This is a genomic window from Streptomyces sp. NPDC039480 (assembly GCF_055597165.1).
The window spans coordinates 1,123,222-1,136,396 of sequence record NZ_JBVITX010000001.1 but is presented as its reverse complement, the minus strand read 5'-3'; the positions used below and the strand labels follow the sequence as shown (position 1 = coordinate 1,136,396).

Annotated in this window: 14 protein-coding genes; 8 read left to right on the top strand and 6 right to left on the bottom strand. The window is 71.7% G+C overall.

Annotation, left to right across the window (positions count from 1 at the left end):
- Window positions 1-3: 3 nt before the first annotated feature.
- Window positions 4-687 carry a TNT domain-containing protein gene (locus tag ACZ56E_RS04385; RefSeq protein ID WP_471211547.1) on the bottom strand — a complete coding sequence of 228 codons (684 nt, stop codon included), beginning with the start codon at window positions 685-687 and terminating at the stop codon, window positions 4-6.
- Between the two features lie 202 nt (window positions 688-889).
- On the opposite strand from ACZ56E_RS04385, the gene ACZ56E_RS04380 reads away from it, so the two are divergent.
- Together ACZ56E_RS04380 and ACZ56E_RS04375 are read left to right on the top strand one after the other, a co-directional pair.
- On the top strand, window positions 890-2,131 hold the full coding sequence (locus ACZ56E_RS04380) for a lactonase family protein (protein WP_471210877.1): 1,242 nt from the start codon (window positions 890-892) through the stop codon (window positions 2,129-2,131).
- A 47-nt stretch (window positions 2,132-2,178) separates the two neighbouring features.
- On the top strand, window positions 2,179-3,546 hold the full coding sequence (locus ACZ56E_RS04375) for a HEAT repeat domain-containing protein (protein WP_471210875.1): 1,368 nt from the start codon (window positions 2,179-2,181) through the stop codon (window positions 3,544-3,546).
- A 32-nt stretch (window positions 3,547-3,578) separates the two neighbouring features.
- Here the strand turns inward: ACZ56E_RS04375 and ACZ56E_RS04370 are convergent, their stop codons facing one another.
- On the bottom strand, window positions 3,579-4,151 hold the full coding sequence (locus tag ACZ56E_RS04370) for an isochorismatase family protein (protein ID WP_471210872.1): 573 nt from the start codon (window positions 4,149-4,151) through the stop codon (window positions 3,579-3,581).
- A gap of 96 nt (window positions 4,152-4,247) precedes the next feature.
- On the opposite strand from ACZ56E_RS04370, the gene ACZ56E_RS04365 reads away from it, so the two are divergent.
- On the top strand, window positions 4,248-4,544 hold the full coding sequence (locus tag ACZ56E_RS04365) for a DUF1232 domain-containing protein (RefSeq protein WP_468307306.1): 297 nt from the start codon (window positions 4,248-4,250) through the stop codon (window positions 4,542-4,544).
- Here ACZ56E_RS04365 and ACZ56E_RS04360 read toward each other — a convergent pair.
- The 3 genes from ACZ56E_RS04360 to ACZ56E_RS04350 form a co-directional block, all read right to left on the bottom strand.
- Window positions 4,500-5,222, bottom strand: a complete 723-nt coding sequence (locus tag ACZ56E_RS04360; RefSeq protein WP_471210870.1) for a DUF2470 domain-containing protein — start codon at window positions 5,220-5,222, stop codon at window positions 4,500-4,502. The genes ACZ56E_RS04365 and ACZ56E_RS04360 overlap by 45 nt on opposite strands.
- A 154-nt stretch (window positions 5,223-5,376) precedes the next feature.
- The gene (locus ACZ56E_RS04355; RefSeq protein ID WP_468084644.1) at window positions 5,377-6,033 is read right to left on the bottom strand and encodes an MBL fold metallo-hydrolase; all 657 of its coding nucleotides are present in this window, start codon (window positions 6,031-6,033) and stop codon (window positions 5,377-5,379) included.
- Window positions 6,033-7,118, bottom strand: a complete 1,086-nt coding sequence (locus tag ACZ56E_RS04350; protein WP_471210867.1) for an S-(hydroxymethyl)mycothiol dehydrogenase — start codon at window positions 7,116-7,118, stop codon at window positions 6,033-6,035. Before ACZ56E_RS04350 ends, ACZ56E_RS04355 begins: the two co-directional genes overlap by 1 nt.
- Before the next feature lie 128 nt (window positions 7,119-7,246).
- On the opposite strand from ACZ56E_RS04350, the gene ACZ56E_RS04345 reads away from it, so the two are divergent.
- The 4 genes from ACZ56E_RS04345 to ACZ56E_RS04330 all read left to right on the top strand — a co-directional run bounded on the left by ACZ56E_RS04345 (window position 7,247) and on the right by ACZ56E_RS04330 (window position 11,084).
- Complete coding sequence (locus tag ACZ56E_RS04345; RefSeq protein ID WP_471210865.1) at window positions 7,247-8,023, top strand: ABC transporter permease; 777 nt, start codon at window positions 7,247-7,249, stop codon at window positions 8,021-8,023.
- Between the two features lie 67 nt (window positions 8,024-8,090).
- Window positions 8,091-8,582, top strand: coding sequence for a glutathione peroxidase (locus tag ACZ56E_RS04340; protein WP_468606236.1), 492 nt, complete (start codon window positions 8,091-8,093; stop codon window positions 8,580-8,582).
- Between the two features lie 146 nt (window positions 8,583-8,728).
- Window positions 8,729-9,952, top strand: coding sequence for a D-alanyl-D-alanine carboxypeptidase family protein (locus ACZ56E_RS04335; protein WP_468606238.1), 1,224 nt, complete (start codon window positions 8,729-8,731; stop codon window positions 9,950-9,952).
- Between the two features lie 118 nt (window positions 9,953-10,070).
- A complete protein-coding gene (locus ACZ56E_RS04330; protein ID WP_471210861.1) occupies window positions 10,071-11,084 on the top strand; it encodes a Gfo/Idh/MocA family protein in 1,014 nt (337 codons plus the stop codon).
- A 59-nt stretch (window positions 11,085-11,143) separates the two neighbouring features.
- Here ACZ56E_RS04330 and ACZ56E_RS04325 read toward each other — a convergent pair whose 3' ends face one another.
- Entirely contained in the window at window positions 11,144-11,557 is a 414-nt protein-coding gene (locus ACZ56E_RS04325) for an SsgA family sporulation/cell division regulator (RefSeq protein WP_471210860.1), read from the bottom strand.
- 260 nt (window positions 11,558-11,817) lie between these two features.
- Between ACZ56E_RS04325 and ACZ56E_RS04320 the strand changes: the two genes are divergently transcribed.
- Window positions 11,818-13,038, top strand: a complete 1,221-nt coding sequence (locus tag ACZ56E_RS04320; RefSeq protein ID WP_471210858.1) for a hypothetical protein — start codon at window positions 11,818-11,820, stop codon at window positions 13,036-13,038.
- The last annotated feature ends 137 nt before the right edge of the window (window positions 13,039-13,175 follow it).

Genomic DNA, 13,175 nt, shown 5'->3' with positions numbered 1-13,175 from the left:
GCGTCAGTCGTTCGCGGGCTCGAGGTATCCGTGGTCCAGGAGCCACTTCACGTTGAGGCGCTGGCCCTCGCCCGGGTCCAGGAACGCCGGGTCCAGCTTGATCTGCCGGCCGCGGCCGGGCTGCTCGAACCAGGGGGCGATGCGGCCCTGCCAGACGCGGAAGGGCTTGCTCACCTCATAGACGCGGTAGTCGCAGGCGAACGCGACGTCGCGGGTATTGAGGTTCTGCGGGGGCAGCGCGCGCTTCGCGTAGGCGTCCCCCGCGGGTGCGAGGTACCCGCCGTACTCCGAGCCGAAGCGGTCCAGCTCCTCGCCCTTCTCCAGGAGTTCGGGGTGCTTGTCGACCTGGCCGTTGACGGTGTCGAAGCCGTCGTTGGGCGGGTACTTCCAGCTGCCCGTGTCGGCCGGCCCCTCCCAGTACTTCTTCAGGAAGGCCTTCGGCGACAGCTTGCCCGTCCGCTTCCAGTTCTTCAGGAGCGGGCCGACGGGCCGCTGCCACTTCTTGGGCAGCCAGGCGGGGCCGAGGCGGGCGTCCCCGCGGAACTCTCCCGTGCACGGCTCCTGCGCGGCACCTGCGGCCACCGGGGGCGCCGGTGCGGCGGTGGCGGCCGTGGCGCTCGCGGTAGGAGCGGCCGCCATGGCGCCCGCTGTACCGAACGCGGCCAGGACGGTACTGATCCTGATCAGACGGCTGTGGTCCACTCGGCAACTCCTGTACGTCTACGGGCATTCGGCAACGATCGCTCGCACACCGTATCGGAGTGATGACTCTCGGCGTACGGCAAACAGGTGCGCGCCCCGTGCCGACGCGGGTGCCTCTTGTCCCTTCCCTCGGACACGGGGCACTGTGTTGGCCACATCCGTCACCACCGACGCACGAGGTGCAGGCATGAACAGCGGAGCAGGGTCGGCCACGGGTTCCGGGAGCGGCGGCCCGGGACGGAGGCGGTTCATCGGCGCTCTCGTGGGGGCGGCCGGCACGGGGGCCCTGTCGTCCGTTTCGGCCTGCGCGTCGTCGGACCCGGCGGCCCCGGAGCGCCCGGACCGCGTACGCCGCCGGGACCCCGCATCCTCGGCCGCCCACCGGCCCCGCCGCGAGGGGCAGTTGTTCCTGGGGACGTACACCTCGCAGGAAGGCGGCGGTCCGGGGATCGGTCTGGCGACGTACGACGACGTGACGGGCCGCGTCACCGGCACCGGGACGCTCACCGGCGTCCCCGACCCCTCGTACCTGGCGCTGCACCCTTCGGGCCGTACGCTCTACGCCGTCAACGAGCGGGACAAGGGCGGCGTGACCGCCGTCGCGCTCTCACCCTCCGGCAAGCACGACGTCCTCGGCACACGGGACACCGGCGGCGCGGGCCCCTGCCACCTGTCCGTGCACCCCGGTGGACGCTGGCTGCTCAGCGCGAACTACAACTCCGGCAGTGTGGCCGTGCACCCCATCGGGGCGTCGGGCGCGCTGGGCGAGCGGACGGACCTCGTCACGCACTCCGCGCCACCGCCGGGGCCCGGCCAGGAGGGCCCGCACGCCCACCAGATCATCACGTCCCCGGACGGCCGCCACATTCTCGCCGTCGACCTCGGCAACGACACGGTCTACACATACCGCCTCGACGAGAAGGCGGGCACGCTCCGCCCCGTCTCGCACGCGGCCTTGCGGCCGGGCGCGGGGCCGCGCCACCTCACCTTCCACCCCTCGGGCCGCTTCGCCTATCTCGCCGCCGAGTTGGACAACACGGTGGTCGTCTGCGCGTACGACCCCGCCACCGGCCGCCTCACCCCCGGCAGGCCGCAGCCGACCGGCACCGGGGAAGGCACCAGCTATCCGGCGCAGATCGTGGTGACGCGCGAGGGCCGTTTCGCCTTCCTCGCCAACCGTGGGCACAACAGCATCACCAGGTACGCGATCGAGCGCGGCGGCGCCCGGCTCCGGCTCCTCGACACGGTTCCCGTCGACGGGGACTTCCCCCGCCAGCTCGCGTTCTCCCCGTCCCAGCGCCTGCTGTTCACCGCGAACCAGAAGTCGAGCTCGGTGAGCGTCTTCAAGGTCGACGCCCGCAGCGGCACACTCCGCCTCGTGGGCAAACCGTTCGCCTCACCGGTACCCGTGTGCGCGCTGCCTCTCTAGCCTCTCGTGCACACTTGCGGCGTTGAACGGATCAAGGGGGCGGGTGAATGGACGCGGAGAACGGGCTCGGGACGCGGCTCGTGTCGGCGGTGCGGGCGGGGGACGCCGACGCGGTGCGGACGTTGCTGGCCGAGGGGGCCGATCCGGACGCGGAGGACGCGAGCGGGATGTCGGCGCTGGGGCTCGCCGTGGCGGCGTACGACGCGGCGGTCGCCGAAGTGCTCGTGGAGGACGGGGCCGACCCTGACGAGGTGCTTCCGGATGGGACCACACCGCTGTGGCGCGCGATCGACGGCGGTTCCTACGCGGTCTTCTCGGCCGTCCTCGGCACGGAGCCCCGGCTGCGGCTGCCGGAAGCCACGCGTGAACAGCTCATCGCCCTGGCTCGGGGCTGGTACGAGACAGGAGTGGAGGCGGAGCTGCGGCGCAGGACCGGCGCGGTGGGGCCCGCGATCACGGAGCGGGTCTTGGACGGCGCGTACGACTGGGTCGACCAGGTCTCGCTGGGCGGGCTCGTCGTACGGGCCGGGCACGGCGGCATCCTGAGCGCGCTCGAATGGGCCTTCCGCATTCTGACACCCGTCGATGAACTGGTCGCCCGCGCCGTGCGACACCAGGACGAGGAGCACGCCGACTGGTCGGCGGTCTGCTGGGTCCTCGCCGGGCGCCGCAGCAACGAGACCTGGTCGGCCGTGGTCGCCCACCGCCACCATCACGACCCGGCGCACCGGCGGTTCGTGGCGGACTACCTGTGGATGCGTTCGTTCGTCGACCCCGGCCGTCGTCACTACGGCAAGAAGGAGACCGAACTCCTGATCGCCTGGGCCGCCGAAGAGACGGACAGCGCGGTGCTGGCCAAGGTGCTCAACGCACTCACCGAGTACGAACACCCCGATCAGGAGGCCGTCGGGCTCCGTCATGCGGGCCACCCCGACCCCCGCGTACGCCGCGAGGTGCCGTACACCCTCGTCACGAACGACGGCCTGCGGTCACCGGCCGCGCGGGACGCGGTGCTCGCCCTCACCCGCGACCCGGATGTGGAAGTACGACTCCGGGCCTGCGAGGTGGGAGCGGACGACGACGCCCTGTGGCCCGAGGTGACCCGGGCGCTGCTCCCCATGGCCGAGAGCTCGGACGCCGCCGCGCGCCGCGGGGCGGCGGTGGCCCTCGCCGCGTCCCGCGACCACGCGCCCGACGTCGCGGATGCCCTGATGTCGCTGCTGGACGAGGACGACCTGCTCGTACGCCTGGAGGCCGCCTGGGGGCTCGCCCGCCGCGACGACCCGCGAACGGAGGAGGCGTACGAGCGCGTGGGCCCGCTCGGCCCGGGCTTCGAGCACGATCACCGGGCACATGAGCTCTGGAACTGGAGGCGACGGAGAAGGGAGACGAACGCGGACTCCGCCACCGGGTGACACCACGTCGCGTGGTCGGCTCATGCTCGCCACTACGGCTTCGTGAAGCTCACGTCGGCCGCCCGCGCGACGATCTCGACCTCGTCCCCGAGGGACCACTCCGCCACGCGCGACGCCATCGCCGCCGGCACCACGTCGCTGATGCCCTCCGCGGCCGGGATGTCGTACGTCGCGTGCGCGTCGTGCGGCAGGACGACGCGGAAGCCGAGCTCCAGGGCAGTGCTCGCCGTCGCCCTGACGCACATCTCCGACATCACGCCGCAGATGGCCAGTTCCCGCACCCCGGCGTCGCGCAGCAGCTCTTCGAAGTGGGTGTCCTGGAAGCCGTCGTCGACGGTCTTGTGCACGACGAGCTCGCCCCGGTCGGTGTCGACGGGCAGGTGGAGCTCCCAGCCGGGGGTGCCGGTCCCGTCGGGGGTGCCGGGCTCTCCGTCGTTCTGCAGCTGGACGACGAGCGCGCCATTCTCGCGGGCCTCGGCCAGGAGACCCGTCACCCGGTCCAGGAGCCGCTCCGCGTCGGGCACGGCGTCGTCGCCGGCGACAAAAGCGGACTGCATGTCGACGATGATCAACGCCTGGACGGGCGGGACGGGCTCAACGGGCACGGGAGACGAGGGGGACCGCGTGGGCTTCGGCGCTTTTGTCACCACGCCATCATCCCTGCGGGACGCGGAACCTCAACTGGATTACCGTGCGTGGGTATGAGCACGGACCTGACCGTATTCCTTGTCGGCGCCGCCGTTCTGGTCGCCGCGACCCTCGCTGTCGCGGTCGTGTTGCTCGTGCGTCTCGTCCGGACCCGCCGCGCCCTGCGCAGAGCCGGGCTGCCCGTCGAGCGGCAGTGGGTCTTCTGGGGCGCGGTCGCCTATCTCGTACTGCCCACCGACCTGTTGCCCGACCCGGTGCTGCTCGACGACATCGGGGTGCTGCTGCTGGCGCTGCGGTCGATGCGGTCAGCCTCCGACGCCTCCGACGGGCCGCCCGCGCCGCGTGGTTGAGAGGCGGGCCTTCATCAGGAGCGCGTGCATGCACTCCGTGACCTGCGTGACGTCCTCGACGAGCTGGTGGAACGGGAGGCGGACGTCCGCCTGGCCGCGGGCGCGTTCGAGACGCAGGGAGATCCCGTGCCGGTCGATGGCGAGCGGGCGGACCCGCACGACGCCCTGGAGGCTGTCGGGGCTGATGAGGCGGGTGAGCTGCTCGACGGCGTCCGGGTGGGCGTCGGCGAGGTGGGTGAGCAGGCGTGACTCGGCCTCGGCGAGCGGGTCGGGCACCGTCAGGGCCAGTTCGTCGAGCTCGATTCCCTGGCGTTCCCCGGTGGAGTCGTGCAGCACGGCGCACGTCGGCTCGAAGACGAGGTGTTCCCCGTCGTAGGCCAGCGCCCCGGAGAGCCAGAGCCGCGCGCGGATCCGGTCCCTGAGCGGCACCGGCGCCACGTCGGCGAACTCGATCATGGTCGACGGTTCGCCGCGCGGCATGCAGATGAGGGCGGCGGCGAGCGCGCTGTCCTCGGGCGGTGACAGCAGCATCCTGCCGTCCTCGGTGACGGTGTGCGCGCCCACGAGTTCGTCCCTGCCGATCTCCGTGGTCACCGAGCAGGACCATGCGGTGGCAAGCACTGAACGAGCGCGTGCCGCCGCTGTGGGCACGGTCGTGCTGCTGTGACGAACACCCATCCTCAACCTCCATTAGGTAAGCCTTGCCTAACTTATCGAAGATTGCGGAACAGGGCCAGTACGCCTCATGGCCCCGCGCGGCGATCCACGCGAGGCCATGAGTCAGTTCGGCGCCGGTCGGCACCAGTCGGCGGAACTAAGCGTTCCGCACCGTTCAGTGCCCTCTGGCGATCCACTCCTCCAGGTGCGGCGCCTCCGCGCCGACCGTGGTGCTGTCGCCGTGTCCGGTCCGCACCACCGTCTCGGGCGGCAGCGTCAGGAGCCGCTCCTTGATGGACTCCACGATCGTCGGGAAGTCACTGAAGGAACGGCCCGTCGCACCGGGACCTCCGGCGAACAGCGTGTCGCCGGTGAACACCGTGCCGAGGCCGGGCGCGTACAGGCTCACGGCACCGTGGCAGTGGCCGGGCGTGTGCAGCACCGTCAGAGTTGTGCCCGCGACGGCCAGTTCCTGCCCGTCGGACAGCTCACCGTCCGGGGCACGGTCGGGATGGGTCCGCTTCCACAGCTCCGTGTCGGCCGGGTGCAGCAGGATCGGCGCGCCCGTGCGCGCCGCGAGCGCCGGGGCCGCGTCGATGTGGTCGTCGTGGGCGTGGGTGCAGACGATCGCGACCAGGCGCCGCTCCCCCACCGCGGCCGCGATGGCGTCCGCGTCGTGTGCGGCGTCGATGACGACGCACTCGCTGTCGTCGCCCACGATCCACACGTTGTTGTCGACGTCCCAGGTGCCGCCGTCCAGCGAGAAGGTCCCGGACGTCACGAGGTGGTCGACGCGCGCGCCGGACGCGCCCGCCGTGGCTTCGGCCGCCATCAGAACATCACCACCGAACGGAGGACGTCGCCGTGGTGCATGCGCTCGAAGGCCTTCTCGACGTCCTCCAGCGCGATGGTCTCCGTGACGAACGCGTCGAGATCCAGGCGCCCCTGCTGATAGAGGTCGATGAGCATCGGGAAGTCACGGGACGGCAGGCAGTCCCCGTACCAGCTCGACTTGAGCGCGCCGCCGCGCCCGAAGACGTCGAGCAGCGGCAGCTCGATCCTCATCTCCGGCGTCGGGACGCCGACCAGGACGACCGTGCCCGCCAGGTCGCGGGCGTAGAAGGCCTGCTCGTACGTCTCCGGGCGGCCGACCGCCTCGATGACGACGTCGGCTCCGTTGCCGCCGGTCAGCTCGCGGATCGCCTCGACGGGGTCGGCGGAGCGCGAGTTCACCGTGTGCGTGGCGCCGAGGCCCTTCGCCGTCGCCAGCTTCTTGTCGTCGATGTCCACGGCGATGATCCGCGCGGCTCCCGCGAGGCGGGCCCCCACGACGGCTGCGTTGCCGACGCCGCCGCAGCCGATGACGGCGACCGAGTCGCCCCGGCCGACCTCGCCGGTGTTGATGGCGGCGCCGATGCCCGCCATCACACCGCAGCCGAGCAGTCCCGCCGCGGCGGCGGATGCGGCCGGGTCGACCTTGGTGCACTGCCCGGCGGCGACGAGGGTCTTCTCCGCGAAGGCCCCGATGCCGAGCGCCGGGGAGAGCTCCGTGCCGTCGGCCAGGGTCATCTTCTGCTTCGCGTTGTGCGTGTCGAAGCAGTACTGGGGGCGGCCGCGCAGACACGCGCGGCACTGGCCGCACACCGCGCGCCAGTTGAGAATCACGAAGTCGCCGGGCGCGACCTCGGTGACCCCCTCCCCCACCGACTCGACGACACCCGCCGCCTCGTGCCCGAGGAGGAACGGAAACTCGTCGTTGATACCGCCCTCCCGGTAATGCAGGTCGGTGTGACAGACCCCGCACGCCTGGACCTTCACCACGGCTTCTCCCGGACCCGGATCCGGGACGATGATCGTCTCGATCCGTACCGGCTCGCCCTTCGCGCGCGCGACCACGCCCTGCACCTGCTGCGCCATGACTTCAGCCCTTCTCTCTCCACACGTCTTTCCCACCACATCGTTACAGGTCGAGCGCCGTGATACAGCAGGTGGAGCACGTGGAGCAGGTCGCGGGGGAGACGGCCCCCGCGATCTAGGGTGGGCCCGTGCGCAATCTCGCGGCCCAGGCCCTTCTGCCGGTCAACGCGGCGCTCGCCGCCGCCCTGCTCGTGCTGCTGCTGGCCGCCGCGGCGACGGCGGCCGTCTTCCGGCTCGCACCCGACGGCTCGCGCGGCAGGGCGCGGGAGATCCTGATCGCGGGCGTCCGCGCCACCGCCCAACTGGCCGTCGTCTCCCTGGTGATCGCCTGGGTCGTGCACCACGTGGCCGCGCTGTTCGCCTTCCTGCTCCTCATGTTCGCCGTGGCCACCCGCACCGCGGGCCGCCGCATCACCCCGAACGGCACCTGGTGGTGGGCGGCGCTGCCCATCGCGGGCCCCGTCGTCCCGGTCGTGACCGGACTGACCCTCGCGGGCCTGCTCCCCGTACGGGGCATCGCCATGATTCCCGTGACGGGCATCCTCATCGGCGGTGCGCTCACCGCGACGGTCCTCGCGGGCCGTCGCTCTCTCGACGAACTCCGCACCCGGTACGGCGAGTTCGAAGCCGGCATCGCCCTCGGCCTGCCCGACCGCGACGCACGCCTCGAGGTCATCGGCCGGGCCGCGTCGGACGCCCTGCTGCCCGGACTCGACCAGACCCGCACGGTCGGCCTCGTCACCCTGCCCGGCGCGTTCGTCGGCATGCTCCTGGGCGGTGCTTCCCCGGCACTCGCCGGAGCCGTGCAGCTCTTCGTGCTGATCGCCCTGATGGCGGTCCAGGCGATCGCCGTGGCCCTCACGGTCGAACTGGTCGCCCGCGGCCGACTGCACCGCGAGACGTAGGCGACGGAATCGGACCCCGACGGCATCGGACTCTCCCACTCCGCGGAGTCGGCGTAGGCTCGCCACCATGTCTGTTTACGACGCGGTAGAGATCGAAAGCCTGCAGGGCGGCCCCGCCGACCTGCGCCAGTACGAGGGCAAGGCCGTCCTGGTCGTCAATGTGGCCTCCAAGTGCGGGCTGACCCCGCAGTACGCGGGCCTGGAGCGGCTCCACGAGCAGTACGCGAGCCGGGGCTTCAGCGTGCTCGGCGTGCCCTGCAACCAGTTCATGGGCCAGGAGCCCGGCACGTCCGAGGAGATCGCCGAGTTCTGCTCGGCGACGTACGGCGTGACGTTCCCGATGACGGAGAAGGTCGACGTCAACGGCGAGGCGCGGCATCCGCTGTACGGGAAGCTCGTGGGCACGGCGGACGCCGAGGGGCACACCGGCGACATCCGGTGGAACTTCGAGAAGTTCTTGATCGATCCGGCGGGCGACGTCGTGGCCCGCTTCTCGCCCCAGACCGAGCCCGATGCCCCCGAGCTCGTCGCGGCCGTCGAGAAGCACCTGCCGGCCTGACCTCCTGCCGACCGAACCGCCGGGTGCGTCGACGCCCCGGCGGTTCGAGTCCCGGCGGTCCAGGCCCTCCGGGCGGCGGCCCAGGGATACCTCCAGCCGGGCCAAGCCGATCTGCGGACTCCCGGCCGCGCTCCTACGGTGGCTGAATGGTCATCAGGAACCTTTCGCGCTCCTCCTCCGTACGCGCCGGGGCCCTCTCCCTCGGTGCTCTGGTCCTCCTGTCCTCACCGGTTGCCGCCTCGGACGTCCCGGCCGAACCGGCGCCTCCGCGGCCGCTCCCCGTGTACTCGTCCGCCCTGCTCGACCGGCCCGGTGTCCAGGTCCGGCCCGGCCTCGGCGCGCCCGCGCTGCCCGCCGACGTGTCCGCCCGCGCCTGGCTCGTGGCGGACGCCGGTACGGGGGAGGTGCTCGCGGCACGGGACGCGCACCGCCCGCTGCCGCCCGCCTCGACGCTCAAGTCCCTCTTCGCCCTGTCGACGCTCTCCCGGCTCGACCCGGAGCTGCGGCACGTGGTCGCGGAGCACGAGCTGGACGGGGTCGGCGAGGGCAGCAGCATGGTGGGCGTGGCAGAGGGCCGCGCCTACCGGGTCGCCGACCTGTGGCGCGGCGTGTTCCTCAGCTCCGGGAACGACGCCGTACATGTCCTTGCGGGTCTCAATGGCGGCTTGGAGAAGACCGTTCGGGAGATGCGGGCCAAGGCGCGTGAGCTGGGCGCGAACGACACGCACGTGGTGTCGCCCGACGGTTACGACGCCGCCGGGCAGGTCTCGTCGGCGTACGACCTGGCGGTCTTCGGCAGGGCCGGGCTCGCCGACCCGGAGTTCGCCCGCTACTGCTCGACCCGCGTGGCGCACTTCCCCGCGGGAGGCTGGTCGTACCCCATCCAGAACACCAACCGGCTGCTGACCGGCGCCGACGGCGTGGCGGCCTACCCGGGGCTGCTCGGCGTCAAGAACGGTTACACCAGCCACGCGGGCGCCACCCTGATCAGCGCGGCCCAGCGCGACGGGCGCACGCTCGTCGTCTCGGTGATGAACCCGCGCGGGGGCAGCGGGCGCGCCGTGTACGAGGAGGCGAGGTCACTCCTTGACTGGGGCTTCGCGGCGGCCGGGAAGGTGCGGCCGGTCGGCTCGCTGCAGCCGCCGCCGAAGAAGGTCCGCACGGCGCCGGCCGCCAGCCCCGCGCACGCGGCCGGACAGGCCGCGCTGGCCGTACGGCCGGAGGACTCCGAGTGGCCTGCGGTGCTGCTGGTCATCGCGGGCTCGGTCGTCCTGCTCGCGGGCTGCGTCGTGGCGGCACGCCGGCGGACGATCCGGCGGCGGAGGGCTACGGTGGCCCGACGCACGGACCCGGAACACGTCGTGGAGTAGTGGAGCAGCAAGGACGGGCTCCAGGATGACGTGCGATACAGGGGTGGGTGCATCGGGCGCATCAGGCGCATCGGGTGCGGCTGGATCGCCGGGTGCGCGGACGCGGGGAGGGCTTGGGATGAGCGATCTACTCGGGGTGGCCGTGCTGGGGGCGGGCCACATGGGCGCCGATCACGTGCGGCGGATCGGTGAGACGGTGGGCGGGGCCCGCGTGGTGGCGGTCGCGGATCCCGACACGGCACGGGCGGAGGCGGCGGTGGCGGGGCGCGAGGGAGTGTCCGTGCACCGCGAGGCGACGGCCGCGCTGAGCGCTCCCGGAGTGGAGGCGGTCCTGGTGGCATCGCCGGAGGCGGCGCACGAGGAGGCGCTGCTCGCGGCCTGCGCGCGCGGGCTCCCCGTGCTCTGCGAGAAGCCCCTGACCCCGGATTCCACCTCGGCGCTGCGAGTCGTGGAGGCGGAGGCGCGGCTGGGGCACAGGCTGATCCAGGTCGGTTTCATGCGTCGGTACGACGCCGAGTACGCGGCCCTGAAGACACTCCTCGACTCCGGGAGTCTGGGCCGCCCCCTGCTGCTGCACTGCCGTCACCGGAACGTGGCGTCTCCCCCGTACTTCACCTCATCGATGCTGATCAGCAGCTCGGTCTCCCACGAGATCGACGCGGCCCGGTGGCTGCTCGGCCAGGAGATCACGGCGGTCACGGTGATGCGGCCCGCGCCGTCGGCGGACGCCCCGGACGGACTGCTCGACCCGCAACTGGTGCTCTTCGAGACATCGGGGGGTGCCGTCGTCGACGTGGAGGTCTTCGTCAACAGCGGATTCGGTTACGAGGTGGCGTGCGAGGCGGTCTGCGAGCGCGGCAGCGCGCGGCTCGGCGACGCGCACACGATGGTCGTCCGGTCGGCGGGCCGCGCGCACGAGGAGGTGGCGCAGGACTATCTGGTCCGGTTCGCCGACGCGTACGACCGTGAGGTGCGGGCGTGGGTGGCCGCCGCCCGGGACGGCCGGGTCACGGGGCCGAGCGCGTGGGACGGATATGCGGCGGCGGCCGTCGCGGAGGCGGGTGTCGCGGCGCTGAACGCCGGCACGCGGGTGACGGTGGAGATGACCGAGCGGCCCGAGCTCTACCACTGACCGGTGGCCGGTGGCCGGTGGCCATTGATCACTGGCCGCTGACGTCTCGTGGAGCGCGCTCAGACGCCGCCGAGCAGGCGCGATAGTCCCTCGTCGAAGTCGATCCCCTCACTCTCGCCGCCCGCGGGCACCACGGCGTACGACCGCACCAGGAAGCGGCGCAGCGCGAGCTTGTCGAACTGCACCAGCGCGAGACCCTGATGAGAGTGGAACTCCAGGACCGTGCGGGCCCGCCCGCAGGGCCACACATGCACGTCACCGCTGCCTGTCGGCGCCGTGAGACCGTCCTCGAGGAGCTGCCGGGCGAAGATCCATGTGACCTCCGCGCCATCGAGCGAGGCCTGCGAAGGGAAGGTCATCTGGACGGCCAGGGGATCTTCCGCCGAGTAGCGCAGAACGACGGGCAGGGCACGCTCACGGCCCTCGGGGGTGACGAGACGGGCACGGGCGGGCTGTTCGAGGGTGACGGCCATGAGCGGACTCCACTTCTGATGTTTCCAGTGCGCGGTATTGCGGTTCCGGGCGCCTGTGCCCTTATGACCCCTCACGGAGGGGCGGTATTACGCCACGATGTCGAATTTTCCATGTGACCTACATCACTCTTCTCTGCTTGGCCGGACATCTGGCACCTGGAGTCTCGAACCTCGGCGGAGTCGACCAACACGCCCGTCGGGTGCCCGCCACAAGCGAGTGCACGCGTACCTTCGGGAAACATCAGCCACGCGGCCTATTCGTGCCCACGGGCCAGCGCGGGCTGTGGCTGGCGATGGCCGTGGGTGGGATCGGGCTGAGCCTGTACGCGGGCTGGCTGACCGTCGACGACTTCCGCGACCGATCCGCCGGCGAACGCGACATCGCCGCGGCCTGCGACCACCTGGTTTCGGGGGCAGAGGTGATGGATCTGCAGGGCGGCATGGTCCGAGCGCAGACCGACGACGACAACGATTATCGGCTCGACGTGCGCCACCTGCCCAGCGCCTGCACCGTCTACAGGGTGAGTGGCTCGCACAGGCCCGCCGAACTGTTCCGGCTGATCGTCAGGAGCAGCGATGACTCCGAGCCGGTCAACAAGATCGGCGACAAGGGCTCCCCGTTCTTCACCCGCGAAGGGGGACGCCCGAAGCGCGACGTCACCGCGGTCGCCGACCGCAAACCCGAAGAGTGGCCGCTGGGCGACGGCAGGCTGGGCTCGTACACGGACTTCCGCATCACGGTTCGTGCCGAGTGCGGCCCCGGCAGCGGCCGAGCGGCGCCGAAACTGCTGAATGTCACCGCCGTGGCTCTCTACCCGGAAGTCTCCGCCGATGACCGCCGGCGCCTGGCCCGCCTTGCTCGCTCGGCCACCCAGCAGCTCACCCGACGGATCAACTGCCGAACCGAACTACCGGCTCTGCCCGAGCAGATGAGCCCGGTCTCCTCGAAGCTGCGCCCGGCCGTCTCGGCCACCGGTTCCTGCCGCTGGGCCGGCCGACTGGCCAAGAAACAGGGACAGGCCCGACTGCCCGACCGCGCCCTCACGGTCCCCGCCCGCGATGCGAACCCCGCCGAAGGGTGCCTACTGGCCGTGGGCCCCAGCCAGGTGCGGGCCATCGCCGAGACCTTGGACGTCGACCAGCGCGAGTACGCCCGGCACGCGCTCACCGTCTCACCCTGGTGGCTGCGCACGATGTCCTACTTCGGTGCCGAGGCAGGATCCGTGGGCTTCCAGGAGAGCAGCGACGACAAGAGGCTCAGGCCGGGAACGGCGGGAGGCGGGGACGGCATCTGGTGGGCGTCTTCCATCTGCGACGGCAAGCCCGCCCTGCACACCCTTACCGTCGACTTCTTGTACGACAACGTCCTCGGCCCCAAGGCACTGAATTCCCTGTTCCACGCCTACGTCGACGACATCACCACCCGACGCGGCTGCACCCGCGTCACCTTTCCCACCGCCAAGAACTTCCACGACGTGTGAGAACCCACCCTTGAACCGGCACGTCGCCGGCAAACCTCTGGTCCGAGCGCAACCGTCACGGGGCGCGGACCACGGTCGGCAACGCTGGTCGGTCGATCTCGGCGCTCTCCAGTCGTGGAAACCAGTTGCCCGAGCTG

What these genes read in the sequence shown, in the direction of transcription:
- ACZ56E_RS04380 (WP_471210877.1), top strand. Translation starts at nt 890, where the DNA reads ATGAACAGCGGAGCAGGGTCGGCCACGGGTTCCGGGAGCGGCGGCCCG.
- ACZ56E_RS04375 (WP_471210875.1), top strand. Translation starts at nt 2,179, where the DNA reads ATGGACGCGGAGAACGGGCTCGGGACGCGGCTCGTGTCGGCGGTGCGG.
- ACZ56E_RS04365 (WP_468307306.1), top strand. Translation starts at nt 4,248, where the DNA reads ATGAGCACGGACCTGACCGTATTCCTTGTCGGCGCCGCCGTTCTGGTC.
- ACZ56E_RS04360 (WP_471210870.1), bottom strand. Translation starts at nt 5,222, where the DNA reads ATGGGTGTTCGTCACAGCAGCACGACCGTGCCCACAGCGGCGGCACGC.
- ACZ56E_RS04355 (WP_468084644.1), bottom strand. Translation starts at nt 6,033, where the DNA reads ATGGCGGCCGAAGCCACGGCGGGCGCGTCCGGCGCGCGCGTCGACCAC.
- ACZ56E_RS04350 (WP_471210867.1), bottom strand. Translation starts at nt 7,118, where the DNA reads ATGGCGCAGCAGGTGCAGGGCGTGGTCGCGCGCGCGAAGGGCGAGCCG.
- ACZ56E_RS04340 (WP_468606236.1), top strand. Translation starts at nt 8,091, where the DNA reads ATGTCTGTTTACGACGCGGTAGAGATCGAAAGCCTGCAGGGCGGCCCC.
- ACZ56E_RS04335 (WP_468606238.1), top strand. Translation starts at nt 8,729, where the DNA reads ATGGTCATCAGGAACCTTTCGCGCTCCTCCTCCGTACGCGCCGGGGCC.
- ACZ56E_RS04330 (WP_471210861.1), top strand. Translation starts at nt 10,071, where the DNA reads ATGAGCGATCTACTCGGGGTGGCCGTGCTGGGGGCGGGCCACATGGGC.
- ACZ56E_RS04325 (WP_471210860.1), bottom strand. Translation starts at nt 11,557, where the DNA reads ATGGCCGTCACCCTCGAACAGCCCGCCCGTGCCCGTCTCGTCACCCCC.